Genomic DNA, 25,862 nt, shown 5'->3' on the forward strand with positions numbered 1-25,862 from the left:
TGTGGCGCGCCGCGCCTCAGTCCAGCTTCTCGTGGAAGTCGGACGCGCCGCGCTTCCAGTAGGCCGATACGCGCATGGCTTCCTTGGGATGCGCCTTCTCCTCGGTCAGCACGGCACGCAGTGTCTTCATGGTCGACGCTTCGCCGGCGGCCCAAATGTAGCCCTCGCCGGACGGCGGCACCAGAGCGCGCACTGCCGCCACCAACTCTTCGCCGGACGGCACCCACTTGATCTCGACCTCGGCCTGGCTCTCGAACTCGCGCAGGTCGCCGACGTGGGCGATTTCGGCAATCACGGTGACCCTGGCGCCGGGGCCGAATTCCTTCAGGCGGCGGGTGATCGCCGGCAACGCCGACAGGTCGCCCACCAATACATGCCAGTCGTAGTCCAGCGGCACCACCATCGAGCCGCGCGGGCCGGCGATGACGGCGTCCATGCCGACCTTGGCCTGGCGCGCCCAGTCGGTGGCCGCACCCTCGGCGTGCAGCGCGAATTCCAATGTGAGCTCGCCGCGTTGTGGGTCGTGGCCGGTTGGCGTATAGTCGCGCCGAATCTGCTCACCTGTCGCATCGGCAAAGACGAACTTGACGTGGTCGTCGAAGGACATCGACACAAAGTCCTTCAGCGCTTCGCCGCGAAAGGTGATGCTCAACATGTTGGCGCCGGTCTGCCGCGTCGCCGCGACCTTGACGTCGCGGAACTTCACTTCGTGGCGAATGCGCTGCACAGTGCGTGGTGTTGTCATGGCGTCCATGGCCGTGGCTCCCAAATTAGTTGATAATGTCCCCATTATGAAAACACAAGTTGATAAAGTCAACCATTCACCTGCTGCCGACAGGGTCTTTGACGCCATCCATACGGTGATGCACCTGTACCGTTCCAGCCGCTCGCAGGCCTTCCGCGAGGAGGAGCGCGACATTACCCACATGGAAAGCCGGGTGCTGGATTATTTCGCGCGTCATCCCGGCGCCACGCAGAGCGACCTGGTGCTGCATTCCGGCCGCGACAAGGCCCAGCTCACGCGGCTGGTGCGCGGGCTGCGGGACCGGGGTTATCTGGAGGCGCAGGAGGACGAGCAGGACCGGCGCAGTGTGCGCCTGTCGCTGAGCGCGCAGGGCCAGACCCTGCAGCGCCAGTTGCGCAAATCCGGCGCGCAGATCCTGCAGCGCGCGGTGGAAGGCTTGTCAGCCGAGCAATGCGAAGAGCTGGTGCAGTTGCTGCAAGTAATGCAAGGCAACCTGGAGCGGCAACGCTAGGCGTGGGACCTGAAGGCAGACATCAGCCGCGCCGGCGCGTGGCCCACCAGCAGGCGAAGGAGCCGGCGGTGACCATCACCACCCCCTGGAAGAAACCGGCGCCCGGGCGCACGCCCAGCCAGGCGCTGGCCAGCAGCGCGGAGAGCACCGGCGCGAAATAAGAAGCGGTCGCCAGCAGCGTGATGCTGCCGTGCTGCACGCCGTGGTTCCAGCAGGAATACGCGGTGGCGGTGAGCGCGCTGAGCACCAGCACCTGCGCCACGCCGGCCAGGTTGAAGGAGAGCGCCGGCTCCGCGCTCAACGCGTACTTGATCCACAGCAGCGTCGCGGTTGCCACCAGAAACAGCGGCACGGCGTTCTTGCCGTTGCCGACGCGGCGCGTCAGCACCGAGTAGGCGGCCCACAGGATGGCCGCACCGAAGGCCAGCGCGTAGGCCGGCGGATTGCTTTGAATGTTGGCCCACAGCAGCGCCGGCGACCAGGCGCCGTCGCCCTTCATCACCCACACGATCCCCGCGAAGCACAGCAGGATGGCCGGCGGCAGCAGCCAGGAGCCGCGCTGCTGGCGCATCAGCGTGGCCAGCAGGATGGTCAGGCTGGGCCAGAGATAGTTGATCATGCCCAGCTCCAGCGCCTGCGCGCGACCATGCGCCATGCCCACCGACAAGGCAAGCGCCACTTCATACGCCACGAACAGCGCGCCGCTACCCAACAGGTAGGCGCGCGGCAACTCGCGCACCCTGGGCCAACCCACCGACAAGGTGGCGAAGGCGGCGCTGGCCGTGAAGATCAACGCCCCGCCGCCGGCCGCGCCGAAGATCTCGGCGATGCTGCGAATCAGGCCCAGCGACGCGCTCCACATCAGCACCGCCGACATGCCGATCAACGTCGACGTACTGGCGCTGATGTCCTTGATCTTCACGCTTGCCCATTCGCTCACTGCATTGACCCCGAAAATGCCGCCGCGTCGCCGCGACCGAAGGGCGATATTTTAATCGCCGCCACACAGCGCTGCGGCAATTTGCCGCACGGCTGCCCATCCCGGTGATACGCCTGTATCATGCTCGCGTTTGGTGCGCGCCGCCGGTCTTCTGCCGGCGGCCGTTAAACGGGAAACACGCGCCGGCGCCGCCGCCGGCCAACGTGTGCTGCCCCCGCAACGGTAAGACAGGCGCCGCATGTCGATATGCGGCAGGTTGCCTCCTCGGTCCACTGTGCCATCGGCATGGGAAGGCGTGGCAGCCGGCTCTGTCAGCCCGGATACCGGCCCGAACGATGCCAGCGGACGGCCGGGGTGTGCCGGCCCGCCTGGCAAAGCCGTTGCCTTTTTCAGCGACATCATCGCATGCGTCCGACGCCGTGGTCGGAGCGCAGCCTGCGCACGTGCGTGCCATGTGCAGGCTGCATGCGTATTTGATATTCGTATTTGATAAATGCAACACAGTTGCAATACAATGCACAACTCGCGCCGGCGCCAGTCGCCTCGCTTACGCACAACAACATGCGCCGCACACGCTTTGCGGCATGCATCAACAGGGGAAGCATCGTCCATGAAGAATCCGGCCATCCGGCTCGCCGTCCTGAGCCTGTTCGCCCTCGCGCCCGCCAGTCAGGCGCGTGCCGCTGAGACCGACACGCCCGCCACCGGCGTCACCGATGGCGGCTTGGCGCCCATCGTCATCACCGACGATGCCGAGCGCCGTCCTTACCGGGCCGCCCGCAGCAGCAGCGCCACCCGCACCGATACGCCGCTGCAGGAACTGCCGCAGGCGGTGCAGGTGGTGCCGCGCCAGTTGATGGACGATCTCGGCGCCACGCGCCTGGACGACGTGCTGCTTTACGTGAGCGGCGTGGCGCGCCAGAACAATTTCGGCGGTCTGTGGGACAACTACTCCATCCGTGGCTTCTCCGGCAACGAGAACGGCGGCATGAATATCCTGTGGAACGGCTTTGCCTCCAACCGTGGCTATGCGCCCCCGCGCGACACTGCCAATGTGGAGAGCGTGGACTTCCTGAAAGGCCCGGCGGCCGCGTTGTACGGCAACAGCGAGCCGGGCGGCACCATCAACGTGGTCACCAAGAAGCCCCAGTTCAAGGCGGCCAACGCGCTGGACCTGACGATCGGCACCAACAACTTCTACCGCAGCGCGCTGGACTCCACCGGCGCGCTCTCCAGCGAGGTCGCCTACCGCCTCAACGCGGCAATGGAGACGCGCGGCAGCGTACGCGACAACATGCGCAGCACGCGCGAGTTCCTGGCGCCGGCGCTGACCTGGGCGCTGGGCGACCACACCATCCTCAACTACGAGGCCGAGTTCCTGCGCCAGAAGGCGCCGCTGGACCGTGGCGTGGTCGCGGTCAACGGCAATCCCGGCGCGTTGCCGGCTTCGCGCTTCCTGGGCGAACCCGGCGACGGCGACGTCAAGATGGAAAACCAGAACCACCTGCTGACGCTGGAGCACCGTCTCAACGAGGACTGGCATCTGCGCACCGGGGTATTCCACAAACAGGGCACGCTGGACGGCTACTCCACCGAAGCCTCGTCGCTGCGCGCCGACAACAGCACCCTCTGGCGCCAGCGCCGCTACCGCGACTACAGCTGGCACGACACCTCGCTGCAGGCCGAGCTCGGCGGCAAGTTCGCCACCGGCGAGCTGCGCCACGAAGTGCTGGCCGGGGTGGAAGCCGACTGGATGACGCTGGACCAGCGCATGCTGCGCATCAATCCATCCGCCGGCGCGCCGTATGCAATCGACATCAACAACCCGGTGTACGGCCAGGCGCAGCCGACCCCGCTGCCCAACACCGACACTGCCGAGCACCAGACCAGCACCGGCCTCTACCTGCAAGACCAGCTGAGCCTGGGACGCTGGCGGCTGCTGGGCGGCGTGCGCGCCGACAACTTCCGCTCCACGCTCGACAATCGCCGCACCGCCGTCAGCACGCGCCAGGACAAGGGCGCCGTCTCGCCCCGCCTGGGCGTGACCTACCTGTTCACCGATGCCCTCTCGGCCTACGCCAGCGCCAGCAAATCGTTCCGCCCCAACAGCGGCAGCGACGTCAACGGCAACGCCTTCAGTCCAGAGACCTCGCGCGCCGGTGAACTGGGCCTGAAATGGCAGAGCGAAGACCGACGCAGCGGCGCCACCCTGGCCGTGTTCGACATCGCCAAGCAGAACGTGCTGACCGGCGACCCGGCCAATGCCGGCTTCTCCATCGCCGCCGGCGAAGTGCGCAGCCGCGGCGTGGAGCTGGACTACAGCGGCAAGCTGGGTCGCCACTGGCGCCTGACCGGCAACTTCGCCTACACCGACGCCTACGTCAGCCGCGACAACACGCTGGCCATCGGCTCGCGCCTGGTCAACGTGCCGCGCGCCTCGGGCAGTGCGCTGGCAGTGTATGAAGACGCCGATGCGCGCGACGGCGTGTGGGGCGTGGGCGGCGGCGCCAGTTATGTGGGTGAACGCACCGGCGACCAGGCCGGCAGCTTCAAGCTGCCCGCCTATGTGACGGCGCGCGCGCTTGCCTACTGGCAGGTGACGCCGCAGGTGAAGCTGTCGCTAGACATGAACAACCTGTTCAACAAGCGCTACTACGCCAGCTCTTACAACAACCTCTGGATCATGCCCGGCGACGAACGCAGCGCGACCTTGAGCATGAACCTGAAATTCTGACGCGCCGCATGCCAGCTCCACAGATAAGGCGACGCCGCCTGCTCGCCACGGCGGCCATCACCGCCGTCGGCAGCGCCATGCTGCCGCACCGCGCGACCTTTGCGCACGGCGACGACAAGACCCATTCGCATGCCATCGACGCCGCCGGCGCCGACGTACTGACGGTAGTCGGCCCGTGGGAGATGACCGGACTCGATCCCTCCCGCTCCGGCTACATGTTCGCGCGCATGGAAGTGGTGGAGACGCTGCTGGAAGTGGACGACGGCGGCAATCTGCTGCCCGGACTGGCCGCCGACTGGCACGCCCGCGCCGATGGCCTGCAATGGCGCTTCACGCTGCGCGCCGGGCGCCGCTATCACGACGGCACGCAGCTCACTCCGGCCAGCGTGCTGGCCTGCCTGCAACGCGCGCAGGCGCGCCCTGGGGTACTCGCGCTGGCGCGCATCAGCGCCATGCGCGTGGAGGGCGCACAGCTGGTGGTCGAGCTGGAGCAACCGTTCACGGCCCTGCCCTATCTTTTCACGCATTACAGCACGCAGATCCTGGCGCCGACCTCGTTCGACGCCGCCGGCAACGTCATTCGCATCATCGGCAGCGGTCCGTACCGCATTGCCTCGCTGTCGCTGCCGCAGCAGTTCGACATCGAACGTTTCGCGCCCCATGACGATGGCAAGCCGGCGGCGCGCCGCATCGCCCGTGCGCGCTACATCAGCGTGGCGCGCGCCGAGACGCGCACGCTGCTGATGCAAAGCGGCCAGGCCGACCTCGCCTTCTCGCTCGACCCGCCCAGCATCCGCGCCTTGCAGCACAATCCGCGCGCACAGCTGGTGTCGGCGATGCTGCCGCGCACGACCTTCATCAAGCTCAACGCCGGCCATCCCTTCCTGCGCGACGTGCGCGTGCGGCGCGCCATCGCCCTGTGCGTGGAGCGCCAAGGCATTGCGCGCGCATTGCTGCGCGATCCGGAACTGGGCGCAACACAGCTGTTCCCGCCGTCCCTGCGACGCTGGCATGACGCCGCGCTGGCGCCGCTGCGCACCGACCCGGCTGCCGCGCGGGCCTTGCTGGATGAGGCCGGCTGGCGCATTGCTGCCGACGGCATCCGACGCAACCAGGACGGCGAACGCCTGACGCTGAATCTGACTACCTTCGTGGATCGCCCGGAGCTGCCGCTGATCGCCGCCGCCCTGCAGGAGGAGATGCGCCAGATCGGCATCGCCGTGCGTGTGGTGATCGGCAACTCCAGCGACATCCCCGCCGGCCACCGCAGCGGCACGCTGCAGATGGGCCTGGCGGCGCGCAACTTCGGCAACCTGCCTGATCCGGTCGCCACGCTGCTGCAGGATTTCGGCGCGCAAGGCGGCGACTGGGGCGCGATGGGGTGGAGCCATCCCGATCTCGCCGCAGCGCTGGCGCGCCTGTCCTCAGGCGCCGGCGGACAGACTGAACGCACGCGCATCGCCGCGGTGCTGCAGGATGAATTGCCGGTCATCCCGGTGGTCTGGTACCGCCAGACCTGCGCGGTCAACCGACGCGTGGCCAACGCCAGCATCGACCCCTTCGAACGCAGCTACAGGATCTCGCAACTGCAATGGACTTGATGCCTCTCCTTTCCCCGGCCGGCTGGCGCAGGCTCGCGCCGGCGCTGCTGCGCCGCCTGCTGCAAGCGACGATGGTGGCGCTGCTGGTCGGCACGCTGTGCTTCTTCATGACGCGCATGCTGCCCGGCGACATGGCCTATCGCATCGCCGCCGGCCGCTACGGCTACGACATGGTCACCAGCGCGGCGGCAGATGCGGTGCGGCATGAGCTCGGACTGGACCGCCCGTTGCTGGCGGCACTGGCCGAGTGGTGGTCGCGCCTGTTACAGCTGAACCTTGGCCAGTCGCAGGTCACCGCGCAACCGGTGTTGACGGAACTCGCGCACCAGCTCGGCCCGACGCTGCGCCTGTCGGCGCTGGCCATGGTGCTGTCGTTGCTGCTGGGGCCGCCGCTGGGCGTGCTGGCCGGGCTGCGCCCCGGCGGCGTGCTCGATCGCGCCACGCTGGCGCTGTCGGTCGGACTGCGCGCCCTGCCCGCCTTCCTGCTCGGCCTGGTGCTGGTGCTGCTGTTCTCGGTGCAACTGGGGGCGCTGCCGGCGGCCGGCCATGGCGACCACGGCAGCATCCTGCTGCCGGCGCTGACGTTGGCGCTGGGCTTGGCCGCCGTATCGTGCCGGGTGGCGCGCGACGCGATGGTGAGCGTGCGCTCATCCGCCTACTTCGGGTTCGCCCTCACCAAGGGCTTGAGCGAGCACCAGGCGCTGGCGCGGCATGGCTTGCGCAACGTCGCCGCGCCGGTGGTCGCCTACCTCGGCGTGCAGCTGGTGATGCTGGTCGAAGGCGTGGTGCTGGTAGAAACCATCTTCGCCTGGCCCGGCATCGGACACGCGCTGGTGCATGCCATCTTCGGGCGCGATGTACCCATGATCCAGGGAACGGCGCTGGTGCTGGGCCTGATGTTCGTCCTCTTCAATGCGCTGGTCGACCTGGCCTGCGCACTCATCGATCCGCGCCGCCGACCATGAGAACCGAATCCTTTCCCCCGGCTCCCGCCGTCCCCATGCGCGCGGGCCAACGCATCGCCGTCGCCCTGCTGCTGGCCATCGCCGTCTTCGCCCTGCTGGCGCCCTGGCTGAGCGGCGGCGACCCGGCGCGCCAGCAACTGGAGCGCTTCCTCGAAGGCCCCAGCCTGACGCATCCGCTCGGCCTGGATCACCTCGGCCGCGATATGCTGGCGCGCCTGGCCCACGGCGCCCGCCTGTCGCTGTCGCTGGCCTTGCTCAGCGTGATGAGCGCGGCCATTCCGGGCACCGCGCTGGGCCTGCTGGCGGCCTGGCATGGCGGCTGGCTCGAGCGCGCCTTGTCGGCCATCGCCGACGCCGTGCTGGCGCTGCCCGGCCTGCTGCTGGTGTTGCTGCTGGCGGCATTCGCGCCCGGCGGCTTCTGGCCGCTGTACGTGGGCATCGCGCTGGCTCTATGGGTGGAATATTTCCGCGTGGCGCGCGCGGCCGCACGCATCCTGCTGGCCGGGCCGCAGGTGGAGGCCTCGCGCATGCTGGGCTTCGCTGCCGGCTACATCGTGCGCCGCCAACTGCTGCCCGAATTGCTGCCGCGCCTGTTCACGCTGATGCGCTTCGGCTTCGCCGGCGCGGTGCTGGCGATGTCGGCGCTGGGCTTTGTCGGCGTTGGGCTGCAACCGCCCACGCCCGAGCTGGGGGTGATGATGATCGAGCTGCTGCCCTATTACAGCGAGGCGCCGTGGCTGATCGGCTCGCCGGTGCTGCTGCTGTTCCTGACGCTGCTGGGCTTGCTGCTGCTCTCGCGCGAACAGGAGCCGGCATGATGAGCAAGAAACACAAGGACATCGCGCCAACGCCCGTACTGCGCGTGCAGGACCTCGCGGTGCTGCATCGTCAGGACGCGCTGGTGCAGGGCATTTCCTTCCAGATCGCGGCCGGCGGCGTGTTCACGTTGCTGGGTGAAAGCGGCTCCGGCAAGTCGTTGCTGGCACAGGCGGTGATGGGGAAATTGCCGGCGCAGCTGCGCTGTGAGGGCAGCATCGAGCTCGCCGGCCGCCGCAGCGACGCCGCCGACCAGCACGCACGCCATGCGGCATGGGGGCGCCAGATGGCGCTGCTGCCGCAAGAACCCTGGCTGGCGCTGGATCCCACCATGCAGGTATGGCGCCAGGTAGCGCTGACCTATGAGCTGGTCAGTCGCGCCGCGCAAGACAGCCAGAACGACAGCTTGCGCACCGCACGCAACGGTGCCCGCCAGGCTGCGCTGGCCGATCTTGATCGGCTGGGGCTGGCGCAAGCGGCGCACAAATATCCGTTCATGATCTCCGGCGGCATGGCGCAGCGCGTCGCTTTCCTGGCGACCCATGCGACAGGAGCGCCGTTGATGATCATCGACGAGCCCACCAAGGGCCTGGACCATGAACGACGCAACGACATGCTGGCATTGTTGCAGGCCGCGCAGGCCGAGGGCATCGGCCTGCTGTGCATTACCCACGACGTCTGGCTGGCGCACGCGCTGGGCGGCGAGGTCGGTGTGCTGCTCGACGGCAATCTGGTGGAGCATGGGCCGGCCCGGCAGGTGCTGGAACGGCCGCAACACGCCTACACGCAGCGGCTGCTGGCGGCCGATCCGCAGCGGTGGCCGCATGCGACGCCCTCCGCGTCGCATGATGTCGACCACGCCACACCGGTGGTGGAGATCACCGGCCTGGCCAAGTCCTTCGGCGAGCAGCACCTCTTCAGCGGCATCGATGCGCGTATTGCGCCCGGTGAGGTGGTCGCCGTCAACGGCCCCAGCGGCGCCGGCAAAACCAGCTTCGGCAATATCGTGCTGGGCCTGCTGCAGCCGGACGCCGGCAGCGTGCGGCGCGCGCCCGGCTTGCCGGCCACGGCGTTCCAGAAGCTCTATCAGGATCCGGTGGCGGCCTTCGTCCCCGGACTGACGCTGAAGCAAGCGCTGCGCGACCTGATCCGCCTGCACCGACTGGACTGGCAGGAGCTGGAGTATCTGCTGCAACGCATGCGCCTGCCGCTGGAACTGCTGGAACGCAAACCCGGCCAGGTGTCGGGCGGAGAGCTGCAGCGCATCGCGCTGGCGCGCGTGCTGCTCCTGAAGCCGGCCCTGATCTTCGCCGACGAGCCCACCTCTCGGCTCGATCCGCTCACCCAGCAGGAGGTGGTGCAGTTGATGCTGGAGCAGTGCCGCCGACATCGCAGCGCATTGCTGCTGGTGACCCACGATATCTATCTGGCGCGCAACGTGGCTGATCGCAGCATCCGGTTGGGCTGAGCGCATCAGACAGGCATGCCGTGCAAGCAAAAGGGCCGCATCAAAGCGGCCCTTTTTTACAGGCTGGTCCCCTCAGGTAAGCAGGATCAGCAGCAGGATGAGGGGGATCGGCACACCCAGCAGCCACAGCAAAATGGCACCCATGATGGTCTCCTTATGCGTTGAGGTTGGTGTCGGCGAGGTTCTCGCGGCGGCGAACCGGGCCGTCGCCGAACAGCTCCACACGGTCGCGCATGCGGCCGCCGAAGGTGGCGAACAGGCTGGCGATGAAGGCGCCGCACAGCAGGGAAAGGAACATCCACATCGCGCCGTAGGCAGCCGCCTTGCGGGTGGCGTCGGCAGCTTGCTTGGCCTTGGCGCCGGCCTCGTCAATGGCCCGCTGGTAGGAGGCGTACACGTCGGCCACGCGCTTCTCGGCGTCAGCCTGGCCCATGCCGGTGCGGCGCGCCACGATCTGGCCGATGTAGGTCTTGTCGGCCGCCGCCAGGCTGCCGCTGCGCAGGGAGTAGGCGAAGATGCGCGTTACTTCCAGCCGCTGCGCCGGCGACACGTCCGACTCGGGCGGCGTGGCGTTGGCCGGACCCGGCACTGCCAGCGGTGCTGACTCTGCAGCCGGTGCGGGTGCGGCCGGGTTAGCGGGGGTGGACGACGCCGCAGCAGGCGCGCCGGTGCTGCCGCGGAACAGGGTATCGATGAAGTAGCCGGACATGCGGTCGGCCAGATTGACCGCCTCGCCCGGGTTCTGCGCCGCGCCGGCGCCTGCCGCAGCGGCCGTCATGCCCAGCGCCGAGCCGGCCACGCCCAGGGTGCGCGCGCCGCCCGAAATGACCGTGCCGACCGCCGTGCCCAACAGCGCGGCGGTCGCCAGCGACGCCACCGACCAGGCCAGGAAGCCGTGCGCGGTGTCGCGGAAATACACTTCACGGGTGTGCACGCCGGCCCACTTCACGCGCAGGCGCCCGGCCAGGAAGCCGCCGACGGCGGCCGCCGCGATCTGGGTGAACACCAGCCAGCCGGCGGTCGAATAACCGATCGCCTTGGCCGACAAGCCTTCGCCCGACCATGGCGAGATGGAGGAGAAGCCCAGGCCGAAGCCGAGCATCACCAGGATGAAGGACAGCGCCGCGGCGGCAAACGCCCCCGCAAAAATCGCGCCCCATGAAACGCCGGACGCGGCGGAGGCCTCGGGCCCCGCTTCGACGGCATGCAGTGGATGAGTTGCCATGTGTCTCCTCGCTTTCTTGATGAGCAGGACTCCGCAGGTGCGCGGATCTGGATTTCATTAAGACAGGCTGACTGTAGCGAGCTCGGCACGACGCGGGCTATAAGACGACAACGCGACATGCCGTAGGAGAGTTGGCGAAGGGGTGCCGGAAGAAGGGAACTGCGGAGGAAGCCGCAAGGTTGGCTGCGAACGCAAGCATGCGCTGCAGCGCCGTGCCCGTTGGACACGACGCCGCCCGGGGCGACCGGCAAGCTCGGCCGCGCGCCGGTGCTTACATGCGATCAGCCTCGACGATGGCCTGCGCGAACTCGCGCGGGGCCTCCTGCGGCAGGTTGTGGCCGATGCCGCCGGACAGCGTGTGGTGCGCATACGGGCCGGAGAAGCGCTTGCGATACGCCACCGGATCCAGGTGCGGCGCGCCGTTGGCGTCGCCCTCCAGCGTCACGGTCGGCACGGTGATGACCGGAAAAGTACCCAGGCGCTGTTCCAGCGCGTCGTATTGCGTCTGCCCCTGCGCCAGGCCCAGGCGCCAGCGATAGTTGTGCACGACGATGGCCACGTGGTCCGGATTGTCGAAGGAGGCGGCGCTGCGGGCGTAGGTGGCTTCATCGAAGTTCCACTTGGGCGAGGCGGTCTTCCAGATCAGGCGGTTGAAATCCTTGCGGTACTTGTCGTAACCGGCCACGCCGCGGTCGGTGGCGAGATAGAACTGATACCACCAGTCCAGCTCAGCCTGCGGCGGCAGCGGCTGGCGGCCGGCGTCGACGTTGGTCATCAGGTAGCCGCTGACCGACACCAGCGCCTTGACGCGCTCCGGCCACTGGGCGGCGATGATGCAGGCGGTGCGCGCGCCCCAGTCGAAGGCGCCGAACACGGCGCGGCGGATCTTCAGCGCATCCATGAAGGCGATGATGTCCAGCGCCACCACCGCCTGCTGGCCGTTGCGCACCGTCGAATCCGACAGGAAGCGGGTCGTGCCGTAGCCGCGCAGGTAAGGCACCAGCACGCGATAACCGGCGGCGGCAAGCGCCGGCGCGACGTCGACGAAGCTGTAGATGTCATACGGCCAGCCGTGCAGCAGGATCACCACCGGCCCGTCGGCCGGACCGTCCTCGGCGTAACCGACGTCAAGCAGACCGGCCCGGACCTGCTTGAGCTCGCGAAAGGAAGTGTGGCCGCCGGCGGTAACGCCGCCCAGCAGGCTGTTGGCCTGGGCATGCGCGCTGCCCGAAAGGCCGAACTGCGCCGCCACGGCGGTGGCGGCTGCCACGCCGAACAGGCGACGGCGCTGAAGATTGATTTCGTTGGACATCTTGTTCTCCGGTTGTGTGGAAGGGGCAAGACGGAGAATGCGCGCGCCATGTATCGCGCTTGTGTATGGGAAAGCGCCGGATTGCAAGGCTTTGTACCTTGTACGGCGGCAGATACATTGGGATACGAAAGGGGCGGTTGGGGTTGTCCGATGCGCCGCCTTGCCGTCGAGCGCTGATCGACCTCCGGTGCGGCGCGACGGACGACACTGGATCCCTGCTTTCGCAGGGACGACGGGTTCAATGAAGCGGGAGTCTGCCTTGCAACTGCTGAAGCTTGATGCAGCCAGGGTGACTGGCGCCAATGAGAGGTGCGACGAACGACGCTGGATCCCGGCTTTCGCCGGGATGACGGATTAAGCGAGATAGCGAGCCCCCCTATCGATGCTGCAGGCGAGCAGCGCCCCCACGAGGCCGAAGGCGAGGCTGAACGGAGGCGATGCCGCAGGCGAGGAAGAAACAGCGCGATGCCGCAGGCGAGCTCCATCCCGATGCCGTAGGCAAGGCGGATGGCATTTCCCCTTGTGGGCCAGCCGTCGGAGCGCGGGGAAAAATGGATCAGCAAGGCAACCGGAGCGCAGCGACTTTGCCTTGCCCATTTTTCAGCGCGCTCCGGCGGGAACCCCGAAGGGGCTGGCACTTAGGGGCCGCCTTTCTTTGCTTACTTTCTTTGGCGGAGCAAAGAAAGTGAGCGGCTGCCGGGCCGCACCCGGCGCTCCGTTCCGACCGGAGAAAGAAAAGCACAAAGCCAGTACATCTGCATGCAGCAAGACCAGACTACCCAACACGTCCAACAACAAGCACCCGTGAAGCGCAACAAACGACGCTGGGTCCCTGCTTTCGCAGGGACGACGGATTCAATCGAGAACGAGACTGCCTTGGCGATGACGGATGAAGCTTGATGCTGCCTGGGTGATGGATGCCGGCGCCGAAGCAGCGCAACGAACGACACTGGATCCCGGCCTGCGCCGGGATGACGGAGGATGGCGTACCGAGCACGGCATACAACGCTCTGTGATTCGGAGCACTCAGCATCCTATGGTCAGCCCAAAGAAGCCACCACCAGCTCCGCCTCCAGCCCACCTCCCTCACGATTTCTCAACACCAACGAACCATTCAAGGCCTCCGCCAGCTGCTGCGCAATCGCCAGTCCCAGCCCAGTCCCGCCGGTGCCGCGATTGCGCGAAGACTCCAGCCGGAAGAACGGCTGGAACACCGCATCAAGCTGGTCCGCCGGAATCCCCGGCCCGCGGTCGCGGACGAACACCGCCACCCGCCCGCCGTCCAGCAGGTGCGCCTCCACCTCGGCCGAGCCGCCGAACTTCAAGGCGTTGTCGATCAGGTTGGTCAGAATGCGCCGCAAGGCATGCGAACGCGTCACCAGCGCCAGGCCCGACACCGGCAGCGGCTCGGGCATGGCGACATCGCGCCCGGTGTCCTGGTAATCGAACACCATGCTTTCCAGGAACGACGCCAGGTCGATGCGCACCGGCGCTTCGGTGCTGCCGTGCGCGCTGCGCGCGTAGGCGATGCCCTCCTGCACCAGGCGCTCGATCTCGGCCAGGTCGTGCATCAGCTTGTCGCGCCCGGCGCTCTCCTCGGCCATCTCGGCGCGCAGCTTCATGCGGGTGATCGGCGTCTGCAGATCGTGCGACACCGCGGCCAGGATCTGCACCCGCTCCTGCAGGTAATCCGAAATGCGCTCGCGCATGGCGTTGAAGGCGGTCGCCGCATGCGCCACCTCGACCGGGCCGTCCTCCTGCAAGGGCGGCGCGTTCTTGCTGAGGTCGAGGCGATCAGCGGCGTCGGCCAGGTCGGCCAGCGGCCGCAGCGCCAGGCGCACCGCAAACCAGCTGCACAGCACCAGCACCAGCAACTGCGCCGCCAGCACATAGGGCAGCCACTGCGTGAGCGGCTTCATGGCCGGCTTGATGTCCACCGCCAGCGCGCTGCCGTCGGACAGTTTCAGGTGCGCCTGCAGGTGTTCGCGCGGGCCGGGCACGGTTTCCATCGTGAACGGATAGCGCGCGCCGAGCGCGTCGCGGATCTTGCCGGCGATCTGCTGCGCGCGCGGCGACAGTTCGGGCACGCCGGCCATGCCTTCGCCGATCACATAGCCATAGGTGCCGCGCTGCAGCGGGCCGATCCATTCAGGACGTTCTGCTGCGGGCAGGCGGTCGAGGATGGCGACCGAGGTGGCGACGTCGTTCTCCAGCGTGTCGAGCATGACCGCGCGCGCGGCCATGTAGCGCTCCATGAAGAGCACGCCGAAGGACAGAATGTGCGCCAGCGCCAGCCCGGCCAGCAGGATCAGGAACAGGCGGGCGCCCAACGTGCGCGGCATGCGCAGCAGGCGGCGCGGCGCGGCGTGGGTGGTTGCGGCGGACGCAGCGGTGACGTTCACGTGCGCGCCTCTTCGATCTCGACCGGCATCGAGAACACGTAGCCCTCGTTGCGGATGGTCTTGATGTAGCGCGGCTCGCGCGCGTCATCCTCCAGGCGCTGGCGCACGCGGCTCACCAGGAGGTCGATCGAGCGATCGAAGATCTCGGCCTCGCGGCCCTGCGTGAGCGACAGCAGCTGGTCGCGGTTGAGCACGCGCTGCGGATGATCGACGAACACGCGCAGCAGACGATACTCGGCGCCGGAGAGCGTCACCACCGTGCCGTCGGTGGCCAGCAGGTGGCGCTCGCTGGTGTCCAGCCGCCAGGGGCCGAACCTCAGGATCTTGCCCGCCTCGGATACCTGCAGATTGGGCGGCAGCATGCGCGTACGGCGCAGCACCGACTTGATGCGCGCCAGCAGCTCGCGCGCGGCGAACGGCTTGGCGAGGTAATCGTCGGCGCCCATCTCCAGGCCGATCACGCGGTCGGTCTCTTCCGAGCGCGCGGTCAGCATGATCACCGGCGTGGCGCGGTGCTTGCCGGCGCGCAGCTCGCGACACAGCACCAGGCCATCGTCGCCGGGCATCATGATGTCCAGCACGATCAGGTCCACCGCGTTGGCGGCCACGAAAGCGCGCATCTGGCGTCCGTCGGCGGCCACGTCCACGCGCAGCCCGTTCTTTTTCAGATAGTCCGCCACCAGCTCGCGGATTTCCCTGTCGTCGTCGACGATCAGGATGTGATCGATGTGTTCCACCTGCAGCCTCTCTTGCTTTTCTGGTTTCTTCGGATTTTCCCAATCCTGTCTTTTACGTGGTGCACGCCCATCCCGCAAGCGGGCGCGGCCGCAGATTTGTACCCCAATGTATCCGGGCGGTTTGCCGACACAGCAAACGACAAAGGCGTCGCAAAGTTGCTCGAATGACATCGACGTTGCGGCGTCGCCCCGTATTTTCTCCCGATTTGTACGCGCATGTACAAGCGCCGCCGCCGGACAACTTGCGATACACAAGACCGGCTTGGGCTACACATGGCGGATACACCGGCGCGGTTTCATGCAGGGGTCGCAACACATACCGCATCCACCCTCGCAAGGAGCCACATCATGATCCTCTATCTCGCCGCCTTCTTGGGCGGGGCGCTCACACTCCTGAGCCCCTGCATCCTGCCGGTTCTGCCCTTCCTGTTCGCCCGCGCCGACCAGCCTTTCCTCACCGCGCGCCTGCCGATGCTGGCCGGCATGGCGCTGGTGTTCGCCGCCGTGGCGACGCTGGCCGCGGTGGGTGCGAACTGGGCGGTGCACGTCAATGAAATCGGCCGCATCGCCGCCATGCTGGTGCTGGCCCTGTTCGGGCTGGCGCTGGTGTGGCCGGCGCTGGCCCTGCTGCTGGCGCGTCCCGGCGTGATGCTGGGCAATGTGCTGGCCGAGCATTCGCGCCGGCGCCCGGCCACAGTGAGCGGCTCGGTACTGCTGGGCGCGGCCACCGGCTTGCTGTGGACGCCCTGCGCCGGCCCCATCCTCGGTCTGGTGCTGTCGGGCGCCGCCTGGCAGGGTCCCAGCGTGCAAACCGCCGGCCTGCTGCTGGCCTACGCCGCCGGCGCGACCAGCGCGCTGGGCCTGTGCATGGCCGCCGGCGCCCGCCTGCTGGCTGCTGCCAGGCGCCGCCTGCACGTCGGTGAATGGGTGCGTCGCGCCTTGGGCGTGGCGGTGCTGGCCGGCGTGGCCAGCGTCGCGGTGGGCGCTGACTTCACACCGCCGGGTTCGTCGCGCGCCACCGACAAGCTGGAAAACGTACTGCTGGAATGGCTCACGCCGGAGCGCAGCCTGACGGCCGGCGCGGGCGCCATGGCGGGCGCGTTGCCGCAGTCGTCCCAGACACCCCGTCCCTACCGCAGCCTGCTGCCGGTGGAAGGCCAGCTGCCTGCGCTGGACGGCGCGGTGGAGTGGCTGAACTCGGCGCCGCTGACGGTCGAGCAGCTGCGCGGCAAAGTAGTGCTGGTCGACTTCTGGACTTACTCCTGCATCAACTGCATCCGTACGCTGCCTTACGTGCGCGCCTGGGCCGAGAAGTACAAGGACCAGGGCCTGGTGGTGATCGGCGTGCATACCCCGGAGTTCGCCTTCGAGAAGAAGGTCGACAACGTGAAGAAGGCGCTGGGCGAATTCAAGCTCGGTTTCCCGGTGGCGGTGGACAGCAACTTCCGCATCTGGCGCGCCTTCAACAACAGCTACTGGCCGGCGATCTACCTGGCCGACGCCCAGGGCAAGCTGCGCTACCACCACTTCGGCGAGGGTCGCTACGAGGCCTCGGAAAAGGCCATCCAGGAACTGCTCAAGGAAGTCGGTAGCCGTGCCGGCGGACAGGCTGCGGCCGGATCGGTCGCGCCCGACGCCCCCGGCATCCAGGCCGCCCCCGACCTGGCGCAACTGGGCTCCGACGAAACCTATCTCGGCTACCGCCAGGCCACCGGCTTCAATTCGAACGAGCGTGTGCTGCCCGACGTCGCCCGCGACTACAGCGCCGCGCCGCTGGGCGTGAACCAGTGGAGCCTGGACGGCAACTGGCGCGTGGGCGCGGAGGCCATCATCGCCATGCGCGCCGGCGCCGGCATCGCATACCGCTTCTCGGCGCGCGACCTGCACCTGGTGCTGGGCCCGGACCAGGACGGCCGTCCGGTGCGCTTTCAGGTGACGGTGGACGGCAAGGCGCCGGGCGAGCTGCATGGCGCCGACATCGACGCCGCCGGTCGCGGCACGGTGGAACGCACCCGCTTGTTCCAGCTGGTGCGCCAGCGCGGCGAGGTGAAGCCGCGGACCTTCGAGGTGCGCTTCCTCGATCCGGGCGCGACGGCTTACGCCTTCACCTTCGGCTGAATGTTTTGCAAACGACCTGAAAGGAGCTGCACATGAAATCCATGATCGGCTGGCTTACCGCCGCCGCCATTTCCGCCAGTCCCTGCGCATGGGACACCAGCCAGCGCGAACTGACTGAACGCATGAACCCGACGACGCTGCTGTCGCAGGCAGCGCCCGCAAACACGATTCCCGCACCAACCACCCACTGAAAGGACGCACCATGAAGCTTTACCTGAATGAAATCTCCTCCGCCGCCTCCCGCGTGCGCATCGCCCTGGCCCTCAAGAACATCAGCGTGGAAACGCTGCCGGTGACCATCCTCGGCGAGAACCCGGAGAACCGCGGCAGCGACTACCTGCGCGTGAATCCGCAAGGCCTGGTGCCGGCGCTGGTGACCGACAACGGCACGCTGATCACGCAATCGATCGCCATCATCGAGTACCTCGACGAGCTGCAGCCCGAGCCGCCGCTGCTGCCGCAGGGGCTGGAGCAGCGCGCGTTGTCGCGCTCGGTGGCCATTGCCATCGCCGCCGAGATCCATGCGCTGGTGCCGCCGCGCATCGCGCGCCGCCTGTCGACCATCCCCGGCATGACGCCGGCCGGCCTCGCCGAGTGGAACACCCACTGGACCGTGGAAGGCCTTAGCGCCGTGAATGCGCTCCTGGCGTCGCATCGCGCCGGCCCCTTCGTCGCCGGCGACGCGCCTTCGCTGGGCGACATCCTGCTGTTCCCGCAGATGGTGAACGCCGAGCGCGCGGGCATGGACCTCGCCCAATGGCCGGCGGCGGCGGCGATCTACGCGCGCCTGAAGACGATCCCCGCCTTCGCCGACAACGCGCCGGCGCCGCGCAAGTAAGCGGGCCGGCTTCCGGTCGGCGTTCGTCTTCGCCGGATTGCGGCGGCCCTTGCGGCCGCCGCATCTCTTTTGATTTCCTTTATCCCCACCGATCCGTCGCGCTGATGAGCTCGTCGCCGCCCCCGTCATGGCGCTTTGTCTTATAAAATCCTCCGGTCACCGCTGTCCCGCAGTTGCGCAGTCCTCCCTCAACGAGCCCCGCTCACTCACCGCAGGAGTTCTCATGCAATACCGACAACTCGGCCGCTCCGGCCTCAAGGTTCCTCTTCTCAGCCTGGGCACCGGCACCTTCGGCGGCGCCGGCGCCTTCTTCGAACGCTGGGGCTCGACCCAGGGCCAGGAGGCGCAACGCATCGTCGACCTGTGCCTGGACCACGGGCTGAACATGTTCGACACCGCCGACGTCTACTCGGCCGGCCTGTCGGAAACCGTGCTGGGCCAGACCCTCAAGGGCAAGCGCCAGCGCGCGCTGATTTCCAGCAAGGCCACCTTCGGCATGGGCGACGGCCCCAACGACGTCGGCTCCTCGCGCCATCACCTGGTGCGCGCCTGCGAGGACAGCCTGCGCCGCCTGCAGACCGACCACATCGACCTCTATTTCATGCACGGCTTCGACGCGCTCACGCCGGTCGACGAAACCCTGCGCGCGCTGGACGACCTGATCTCGGCCGGCAAGATCGGCTACATCGGCGCCTCCAACTTCTCGGGCTGGCAACTGATGAAGTCGCTGGCCACCTCGGAACGCTACGGCCTGGGCCGCTACGTCGCCTACCAGGGTTGTTACTCGCTAGTGAGCCGGCACTATGAATGGGAGCTGATGCCGCTGATGCTGGACCAGGGCGTGGGCACCATGGTGTGGAGTCCGCTGGGCTGGGGCCGCCTGACCGGCAAGATCCGCCGCGGCGCGCCGGCGACCGACGGCCGCATCGCCTCCGGCGGCGCCGAGGGCGGACCGCCGGTGAACGATGAAAAACTGTATGACATCGTCGACGTGGCCGACGACATCGCCAGGGCGCGCGGCAAGACGGTCGCGCAGGTGGCGCTGAACTGGCTGAGCCTGCGGCCCTCGGTCTGCAACATCGTGATCGGCGCGCGCAACGAGGAACAGCTGGTCCAGAACCTCGGCGCCATCGGCTGGAGCCTGACGCCGGAGGAAGTGGCCCGGCTCGACGCCGTCAGCCGCGAGACGCCCGTCTATCCCTACTGGCACCAGATGGGCTTCGACAACCGCAACCCCAAACCGACGACCTGGTAAGCACCGGGTCGCCGCAAGACAAGAGAAGAAAAGACAAGCACATGGCAATCACCACCTTCCTGTTCGACCTCGACGGCACGCTGATGGACACCGACGCGTTGCATCACCACGCCTTCAACACCATCCTGGCGCGCTGGGATCGCAGCATCGGCGTGGACGATTACAAGACCCACATCATGGGCCACACCAACGCCTCGATCTTCGGCTATCTGTTCCCCGGCATGCCGGCCTCGCAGTACATCCCGCTGGCCGACGAGAAGGAGCAGCTGTTTCGCGCGCAGCTGGATCAGAAGGTGGAACCCATGGCCGGCATCCACGCGCTGCTGGATCACGTGCAACAGATCGGCGGCAGCACCGCGGTGGTCACCAACGCGCCGCGCGCCAATGCCGAACTGATGCTCAAGGCCAGTGGGCTGGCCAGCCGTTTCGAGACCCTGGTGATCAGCGACGAGCTGGCGCGCGGCAAGCCCGATCCGCTGCCCTACCTCACTGCGCTGCAGCGGCTGGGCGCGCAGGCGCAACATGCGGTGGCGTTCGAGGACTCGTCCTCGGGCGTGAAGGCGGCCAGCGCGGCCGGGCTCTACACCTTCGGTATGCTGACCGGGCTGGATGAGGAAAAACTGAAGGCGGCGGGCGCCAGCGCGGCGATCCGCGACTTCACCGCGCCGGCCCTGTGGGCGCACATCAAGGCCGCAGGCTGAGCGCCGGCGACGCGGGATAATTCATCCGCGCCACGCCGCCTCGATGGCGGCGATGTCGATCTTGCGCATCGTCATCATGGCCTGGAAGGCGCGTGCGGCCGCGGCGCGATCGGGGTCGGTGAAGGCCGCCGTCAACACCCGCGGCGTGATCTGCCACGACAGGCCCCATTTGTCGCGGCACCAGCCGCAGGCGCTTTCTTCGCCGCCGTTGTTGACGATGGCGTTCCACAGGCGGTCGGTTTCTTCCTGGTCGTCGGTGGCGACCTGGAAGGAGAAGGCCTCGCTGTGCCGGAACGTCGGTCCGCCGTTGAGGCCGATGCAGGGGATGCCGATGACGGTGAACTCCACCGTCAGCACGTCGCCCTGCTTGCCGGACGGATAGTCGCCCGGCGCGTGATGCACCGCCTTGACCGCACTGTCGGGAAAGGTCTCGGCGTAGAAGGTGGCGGCGTCCAGCGCGTCGCCGTCGTACCACAGGCAAATCGTGTTCTTGCTGACCTGGCTGGCCATGGCGGTCTCCTCGGATGGGCGAATGCCGGTTCATTCGCGGTGGCTGATCGTAGTGACTTATGATGTTCGCCGGCGCGGGCATGCCGTATCGGCCATCTCCGCATCGCCAGCATAACCAATCGCACTCCTCCTCAAAAGCTCAGCAGAAAGGAATCTCCATGAACCGTATCTCCCGCTGGTTGGCCGGCAGCGCCCTGGCCCTCGTCCTCGCCAGCGCCGGCGGCGCCGCCTCGGCGCAAGGCGTCTATGACGACTGGTCTACCGTGAAGGCGCCGGCGCCGCCGCCGCTGGCCAAAATCACGGTCGACCCCGCCACCACCGCGCTGCTGGTGCTGGACCTGGCCAAACAGACCTGCAATGCCGAGAGCCGGCCGCGCTGCGTGGCCATGCTGCCCCGGGTGGCGAAGATGCTGGAATTCGCCCGCGCCAAAAAACTGACCGTGATCTACACCCTGGGCGCGGCCAGCAAGCCGGCCGACATCTGGCCGGAGGCGGCGATGCGCGGCGACGAGCTGCTGTTCACCGCCGGCCCCGACAAGTTCGTCAATACCGAGCTGGACAAGACGCTGCGCGAGAAGGGCATCAAGACCGTCATCAGCATCGGCGCAGCGGCCCACGGCGCGGTGCTGCATACCTCGGCCAGCGCGGCTTTCCGCGGCTTCGACGTGATCGTGCCGGTGGACCTGATGGCCTCCGACGCCGCCTATGCCGAGCAGTACACCGCCTGGCACCTGGTCAACGCGCCGCGTCTGGGCGAGCGCATCAAGCTGACGCGCCTGGACTGGCTGAACTGAGCAAGTGGATTAAATGGACAGTGGCACGACCGCCTGTGAAAACGCCCGCAAGCGCGGGCGTTTTTTATTGATCATCCCACAGCACAGACATGCCGCTCAGGCGGCATGGGCCGGGCGCAACTGCCTGATCACAAAGCCATAGAGCTGCGGCTCGGCCAGCGGCCGGCTGTAGAAATAGCCCTGGATCTCGTCGCAGGCCAGACGCTTGAGCCATTCACGTTGCTCGAAGGTCTCCACGCCCTCGGCGATAACATCGATGCCCAGCGTGTGGCCCAGGCCGATGACGGCCTGCACGATGGCGGCGTCATGGGAATTGGGTTTCAGTTGACGCACGAAAGACTGGTCGATCTTGAGCTTGTCGATGGGAAAACGCTTCAGGTAGGACAGGCTGGAGTAGCCGGTGCCGAAATCGTCGATGGACAACTTCAACCCCAGCGCGCGCAGGCGGTGCAGCAAGGCGATGGCGACTTCGGTCTGCTCCATCACCGCGCCTTCGGTGATTTCCAGTTCGAGGCTGGACGGCTTGATCCCGGTGCGCTCAAGCAGCGCCTCGATCTTGCGATAGAAGTCGGGATGGCGGAACTGCCGCGCCGAAATGTTCACCGCCACCACCAGGTCGCGGCCGCTCACTTCGCGCAGCGCGAGGATCTGCCAGCAGGCGCGTTCCAGCACCCATTCGCCGATGGCGATCACCAGTCCCGACTCTTCGGCGATGGGGATGAATTCGCCCGGCGGCACCAGCTTGTCATCGCGACGCCAGCGCACCAGCGCCTCGAAGCCCAGCAGCTCTCCATCGGCCAGGCGCTGTTGCGGCTGGAAATGCAGCTCCAGCTCATCGCGCTCGACCGCGTGCATCAGCTGCGCCTCCAGGTCGACGCGGCGGCTGGCCTGCGCGTTGAGCTCTTCCGAATACGCCACCAGCGCGCCGCCACCCTGCGCCCGCGCCGACTGCAAGGCGGCATCGGCATTACGCAGCAACGTGGCCGGCGCCTCTCCGTGGCGGGGATATTCGGCGGCGCCCAGGCTGAGATTGGAAAACACCTCGTGCATGCGGCCGCGATAGGGGCGCTGCATTTCCGCCTGCAACGCCGACAGCGCGCGTGCGAAGGCGGGCGACTGTACGGTGTGGCGATACAGGATCACGAAATTGGCGCCGTCCAGGCGGAACACTTCGCCGTCGTGCGCCGCCACCAGGGTGCGCAGGCGGCCGGCGATGTCGAGCATCATGTGGTCCGCAAACTCATGGCCGTAGGCGCCGATGACGCGCTCGAAGCGATCGACGCTGCCCAGCACCACCACGTGGCTGCGACCGCGCAGGTCCTGCAGGCTGCGCTCCAGCGAGCGACGGTGGCCCAGGCCGGTCAGCGGATCGTGCGCGGCCTGGTGCGCCAGCGCGTCCTCGGAGCGAAAGCGCGCCCAGATGTGGTACATCATGAACAGGGCGGTGGTCAGCGCCAGCAGGTTGAACCAGTGCACCAGGCGGGCGATGCGGTTGATGTTGACGTCCACCATGCCGCCTTCGCGCAGCAGCTCGGCGACGTCGCGCATGTTCTGCGCCGACAGTTCCCAGTGCACCAGCGGCTGGGCGGCGTTGCGGATATTCTCCACGGTCTGCTGCATGAAGACCGACAGGCCGATGCCGCAAGCCACCACGATGGTCAGCAACAGGTAGATCGGCCAGCGCGCGTGGCGCGCCAGCAAGTGGCGCAGGCGTTGGTCCTGGCCCAGGCGCATGCCCTGCTCCCAGGCGCCCGGCGCACGACCTTCCAAGAGATTTTCCATTACGCGTTTCTCCATTACGCTGTTGAAGGTTTCTCCAGCAACTGCTCGATCTGCTCGACCATCGCATTGGCGTCGAACGGCTTGCCCATGAAGCCGGCGTTGCCGGCGGCGGTGACGCGCGCCTGCAGCGCGGCCGAAGGATAGGCGGTGATCACGATCACAGGAACGGCAAGGCGGCGGCAGCGGATGAACTCCAGCAGTTCGATGCCGCTCATGCCCGGCATCTGCACGTCGGTGATGATGCAATCGGCATCCTCCCAGGCGTGCGCGGCCACGAAGGCATCGGCCGAGGCATAGCTGGCGACGGCCATGCCGAGCGACCTTACCAGCGCCGACAGCGCATCGCGCATCGAACCATCGTCATCCACTACCGCGATCTTGCTCATTGTTGTCACTGCCTGTTCCTTTACTGTGCCGCGGCGTGGCGCCGACGGTAGCTTGCAGATTAGCAACCGGCAAGCGCGCCGAAAATCATACGTTGGTATGAGAGCAAAGAAGGCGGGGATGACAATACGTAAAGAAAGCTTAGGGAACGGTCAGGATGCCGGCCTGCCAGGCCTGCCATGTCGGCGGCGCCGGCCGCCGTCAGGCAGACGGCTTGAGGCCGCCAAGCTCCAGCACCTGCGCCATGCGCACCAGATCGGCGAAGGTCTTGGCCTGCATCTTCTTCATGGCATGGCCGCGGTGGATCTTGACCGTCACCTCGCTGGTGCCGAGTTCGCCGGCGATCTGCTTGTTCAGCAGGCCGCTCACGGCCAGCCACATCACCTCCGTCTCGCGTGGGGTCAGGCCGGCATAACGCGCATACAGGCCCGAGTTGGCCTGGCGCTGTTCGAGCTGGCGCCGGTCGCGTTCGTGGGCCGAGGCCACCGCGTCCAGCAGATCCTGGTCGCGAAACGGCTTGGTCAGGAAATCGATCGCGCCGGCCTTCATGGCGCGCACGCTCATCGGAATGTCGCCGTGCCCGGTCATCAGAATCACCGGCATGGTTTCGCCGGAGCGCGCCAGCTCGGCCTGGAAGTCGAGCCCGCTGATGCCGTGCAGGCGTACGTCCAGCAGCAGGCAGCCGGGAACGTCGGCAGCCGGGCGCTGCAGGAAGGCGGCGGCGCTAGCGTAGCCGCGCACCTGCAGGCCGACCGAGCGCAGCAGGCTGTCGAGCGCGCTGCGCAGCGACTCGTCGTCGTCGACGATGTAGACGATGGGGTCGCCGGCCGGTTTGGTCGCAGGCGTCATGTCGCCGCTCCCGCCGGCGGCGTCGGCAGGCTGAACGCCATGGCTGCGCCGCCGGGCTCACGGTTCCAGGCGCGGATGACGCCGCCGTGCGTCTCGATGATGGAGCGGCAGATCGGCAGGCCCATGCCCATGCCGTCCTGCTTGGTGGTGAAGAAGGCGTCGAACAGGCGCTTGAGGTCATCGGGCGCGAAGCCCGGGCCGCTGTCGGCGATCTCGACCACCACGACGGACGCGCCGTCGCGCTCATCTCGCCGGGTGAACGAACGCACGTCGATGCGACGCTCGCGCGCGCCGGCGCCGGCCATGGCCTGGGCCGCGTTCATCACCAGGTTGATCACCACCTGCTGCAGCTGGATCTTGTCGGCCATGACGGCAGGCAGATCGGCCTGCAGCTCCATCTTCAGCGCAGCACCGTGGCGCTGCAGTTCACGGCGCAGCAGGTCGCAGCTTTCGGCCACCACCTGGTTGACGTCCAGCGCCGCAAACGACGGCGCGGCCTGGCTGGCCATGGCGCGAATGCGGCGGATCACTTCACTGGCGCGACGGGCATCGCGCTGCATCGCCTGCACGGCGCTGCGCGCCTCGCCCATGTCGGGTTCGGGCCGGTTCATCCAGCGCAGGCAAGCCTCGCCGTGCGTCTCGATGGCGGCCAGCGGTTGGTTCACCTCATGGGCGATGGACGCGGCCAGCTCGCCCAGCGTGCTGACGCGGCTGGCATGCGCCAACTGGCCGCGCGCGACATTGAGCGCCTCCTCGCGCTGCAGCAGGGCCAGCGCGGCGGCTTGTCCCTTCAGGGCCAGAAATGCGGTGATGGCGATGGCCGCCAAGCTCACCAGGCAACGCGCCAGCGCGGCGTCGCTTTGGTCGAACCCGTGCGAGCTGCCGTAGGCGATCAGCGTGAGCGCGATGCACACCACGGTGACCGCGATTACGCCGCGGCGCGGCCATACCGTCGCCGACAACAGCACCACCGCGACGTAGAGTACGGCGATGGCGACGTCCAACGGCGTCAAGGCGTCGACGGCAAAGATCGCCGCTGTCAGCGCCGCTCCCACCACCGGCACCACCGACGAACGAGCAGAAATGAACATGCATTCTCCCGGCCGGTTCGACAACGCACCCGCCCGGACGTGCGCCGGATGTGTGCATGGTGCGCGCCCCTCGCGCTCGAACCG

At 67.6% G+C, this 25,862-nt stretch carries 23 protein-coding genes and 1 riboswitch; of the genes, 12 read left to right on the forward strand and 11 right to left on the reverse strand.

Features of this window, described 5'->3' with window-relative positions:
• Positions 1–16 precede the first annotated feature (16 nt).
• The gene (locus tag J8I26_RS07920) at positions 17–745 is read right to left on the reverse strand and encodes a siderophore-interacting protein (RefSeq protein ID WP_348635299.1); all 729 of its coding nucleotides are present in this window, start codon (positions 743–745) and stop codon (positions 17–19) included.
• A gap of 46 nt (positions 746–791) precedes the next feature.
• Between J8I26_RS07920 and J8I26_RS07925 the strand changes: the two genes are divergently transcribed.
• Entirely contained in the window at positions 792–1,256 is a 465-nt protein-coding gene (locus J8I26_RS07925; protein WP_245200216.1) for a MarR family transcriptional regulator, read from the forward strand.
• A 22-nt stretch (positions 1,257–1,278) separates the two neighbouring features.
• On the opposite strand, the gene yddG is transcribed toward J8I26_RS07925, so the two are convergent.
• Positions 1,279–2,196 carry an aromatic amino acid DMT transporter YddG gene (gene yddG / locus J8I26_RS07930; protein WP_348635300.1) on the reverse strand — a complete coding sequence of 306 codons (918 nt, stop codon included), beginning with the start codon at positions 2,194–2,196 and terminating at the stop codon, positions 1,279–1,281.
• Positions 2,197–2,310: 114 nt separating this feature from the next.
• Positions 2,311–2,543: riboswitch (cobalamin riboswitch) on the forward strand.
• Between the two features lie 263 nt (positions 2,544–2,806).
• On the opposite strand from yddG, the gene J8I26_RS07935 reads away from it, so the two are divergent.
• The 5 genes from J8I26_RS07935 (at position 2,807) to J8I26_RS07955 (ending at position 9,780) form a co-directional block, all read left to right on the forward strand.
• Complete coding sequence (locus tag J8I26_RS07935) at positions 2,807–4,930, forward strand: TonB-dependent siderophore receptor (RefSeq protein ID WP_209605901.1); 2,124 nt, start codon at positions 2,807–2,809, stop codon at positions 4,928–4,930.
• 77 nt (positions 4,931–5,007) lie between these two features.
• Complete coding sequence (locus tag J8I26_RS07940) at positions 5,008–6,531, forward strand: ABC transporter substrate-binding protein (RefSeq protein WP_209606421.1); 1,524 nt, start codon at positions 5,008–5,010, stop codon at positions 6,529–6,531.
• Positions 6,522–7,496, forward strand: a complete 975-nt coding sequence (locus J8I26_RS07945; RefSeq protein ID WP_209605902.1) for an ABC transporter permease — start codon at positions 6,522–6,524, stop codon at positions 7,494–7,496. Before J8I26_RS07940 ends, J8I26_RS07945 begins: the two co-directional genes overlap by 10 nt.
• 35 nt (positions 7,497–7,531) lie before the next feature.
• Positions 7,532–8,314, forward strand: a complete 783-nt coding sequence (locus J8I26_RS07950) for an ABC transporter permease (protein ID WP_245200217.1) — start codon at positions 7,532–7,534, stop codon at positions 8,312–8,314.
• Positions 8,311–9,780, forward strand: coding sequence for an ATP-binding cassette domain-containing protein (locus J8I26_RS07955; RefSeq protein ID WP_245200218.1), 1,470 nt, complete (start codon positions 8,311–8,313; stop codon positions 9,778–9,780). Before J8I26_RS07950 ends, J8I26_RS07955 begins: the two co-directional genes overlap by 4 nt.
• Before the next feature lie 154 nt (positions 9,781–9,934).
• Here J8I26_RS07955 and J8I26_RS07960 read toward each other — a convergent pair whose 3' ends face one another.
• The 4 genes from J8I26_RS07960 to J8I26_RS07975 all read right to left on the reverse strand — a co-directional run bounded on the left by J8I26_RS07960 (position 9,935) and on the right by J8I26_RS07975 (position 15,456).
• The gene (locus J8I26_RS07960; RefSeq protein ID WP_209605906.1) at positions 9,935–11,005 is read right to left on the reverse strand and encodes a hypothetical protein; all 1,071 of its coding nucleotides are present in this window, start codon (positions 11,003–11,005) and stop codon (positions 9,935–9,937) included.
• A gap of 271 nt (positions 11,006–11,276) precedes the next feature.
• On the reverse strand, positions 11,277–12,317 hold the full coding sequence (locus J8I26_RS07965; RefSeq protein ID WP_209605908.1) for an alpha/beta hydrolase: 1,041 nt from the start codon (positions 12,315–12,317) through the stop codon (positions 11,277–11,279).
• A 1,040-nt stretch (positions 12,318–13,357) separates the two neighbouring features.
• A complete protein-coding gene (locus tag J8I26_RS07970) occupies positions 13,358–14,659 on the reverse strand; it encodes a HAMP domain-containing sensor histidine kinase (RefSeq protein WP_209606425.1) in 1,302 nt (433 codons plus the stop codon).
• 56 nt (positions 14,660–14,715) lie between these two features.
• A complete protein-coding gene (locus J8I26_RS07975; protein ID WP_209605910.1) occupies positions 14,716–15,456 on the reverse strand; it encodes a response regulator in 741 nt (246 codons plus the stop codon).
• Between the two features lie 348 nt (positions 15,457–15,804).
• On the opposite strand from J8I26_RS07975, the gene J8I26_RS07980 reads away from it, so the two are divergent.
• The 5 genes from J8I26_RS07980 (at position 15,805) to J8I26_RS08000 (ending at position 20,368) form a co-directional block, all read left to right on the forward strand.
• Positions 15,805–17,574 carry a cytochrome c biogenesis protein DipZ gene (locus J8I26_RS07980; RefSeq protein WP_209605913.1) on the forward strand — a complete coding sequence of 590 codons (1,770 nt, stop codon included), beginning with the start codon at positions 15,805–15,807 and terminating at the stop codon, positions 17,572–17,574.
• A gap of 32 nt (positions 17,575–17,606) precedes the next feature.
• The gene (locus J8I26_RS07985; RefSeq protein ID WP_209605915.1) at positions 17,607–17,765 is read left to right on the forward strand and encodes a hypothetical protein; all 159 of its coding nucleotides are present in this window, start codon (positions 17,607–17,609) and stop codon (positions 17,763–17,765) included.
• A gap of 11 nt (positions 17,766–17,776) precedes the next feature.
• Complete coding sequence (maiA, locus tag J8I26_RS07990) at positions 17,777–18,412, forward strand: maleylacetoacetate isomerase (protein ID WP_209605916.1); 636 nt, start codon at positions 17,777–17,779, stop codon at positions 18,410–18,412.
• A gap of 223 nt (positions 18,413–18,635) precedes the next feature.
• On the forward strand, positions 18,636–19,667 hold the full coding sequence (locus J8I26_RS07995; RefSeq protein WP_209605918.1) for an aldo/keto reductase: 1,032 nt from the start codon (positions 18,636–18,638) through the stop codon (positions 19,665–19,667).
• 41 nt (positions 19,668–19,708) lie between these two features.
• On the forward strand, positions 19,709–20,368 hold the full coding sequence (locus J8I26_RS08000; RefSeq protein WP_209605920.1) for an HAD-IA family hydrolase: 660 nt from the start codon (positions 19,709–19,711) through the stop codon (positions 20,366–20,368).
• 21 nt (positions 20,369–20,389) lie between these two features.
• Here the strand turns inward: J8I26_RS08000 and J8I26_RS08005 are convergent, their stop codons facing one another.
• Positions 20,390–20,878, reverse strand: coding sequence for a VOC family protein (locus J8I26_RS08005; RefSeq protein ID WP_209605922.1), 489 nt, complete (start codon positions 20,876–20,878; stop codon positions 20,390–20,392).
• Positions 20,879–21,036: 158 nt separating this feature from the next.
• Between J8I26_RS08005 and J8I26_RS08010 the strand changes: the two genes are divergently transcribed.
• Positions 21,037–21,672, forward strand: a complete 636-nt coding sequence (locus J8I26_RS08010; protein WP_209605923.1) for an isochorismatase family cysteine hydrolase — start codon at positions 21,037–21,039, stop codon at positions 21,670–21,672.
• Positions 21,673–21,768: 96 nt separating this feature from the next.
• On the opposite strand, the gene J8I26_RS08015 is transcribed toward J8I26_RS08010, so the two are convergent.
• From J8I26_RS08015 to J8I26_RS08030, 4 genes are all read right to left on the reverse strand, one after another.
• Positions 21,769–23,454: a bifunctional diguanylate cyclase/phosphodiesterase gene (locus tag J8I26_RS08015; protein ID WP_245200219.1), complete on the reverse strand. Its 1,686-nt coding sequence runs from the start codon at positions 23,452–23,454 to the stop codon at positions 21,769–21,771.
• Positions 23,455–23,468: 14 nt separating this feature from the next.
• Positions 23,469–23,840: a response regulator gene (locus tag J8I26_RS08020; protein ID WP_209606427.1), complete on the reverse strand. Its 372-nt coding sequence runs from the start codon at positions 23,838–23,840 to the stop codon at positions 23,469–23,471.
• Between the two features lie 199 nt (positions 23,841–24,039).
• Positions 24,040–24,687: a response regulator transcription factor gene (locus J8I26_RS08025; protein WP_209605927.1), complete on the reverse strand. Its 648-nt coding sequence runs from the start codon at positions 24,685–24,687 to the stop codon at positions 24,040–24,042.
• On the reverse strand, positions 24,684–25,778 hold the full coding sequence (locus J8I26_RS08030; RefSeq protein WP_209605929.1) for an ATP-binding protein: 1,095 nt from the start codon (positions 25,776–25,778) through the stop codon (positions 24,684–24,686). The genes J8I26_RS08025 and J8I26_RS08030 overlap by 4 nt, the downstream gene beginning before the upstream one ends.
• Positions 25,779–25,862 lie beyond the last annotated feature (84 nt).

Source organism: Herbaspirillum sp. LeCh32-8 (assembly GCF_017814915.1).
Lineage (GTDB): Bacteria > Pseudomonadota > Gammaproteobacteria > Burkholderiales > Burkholderiaceae_D > Herbaspirillum.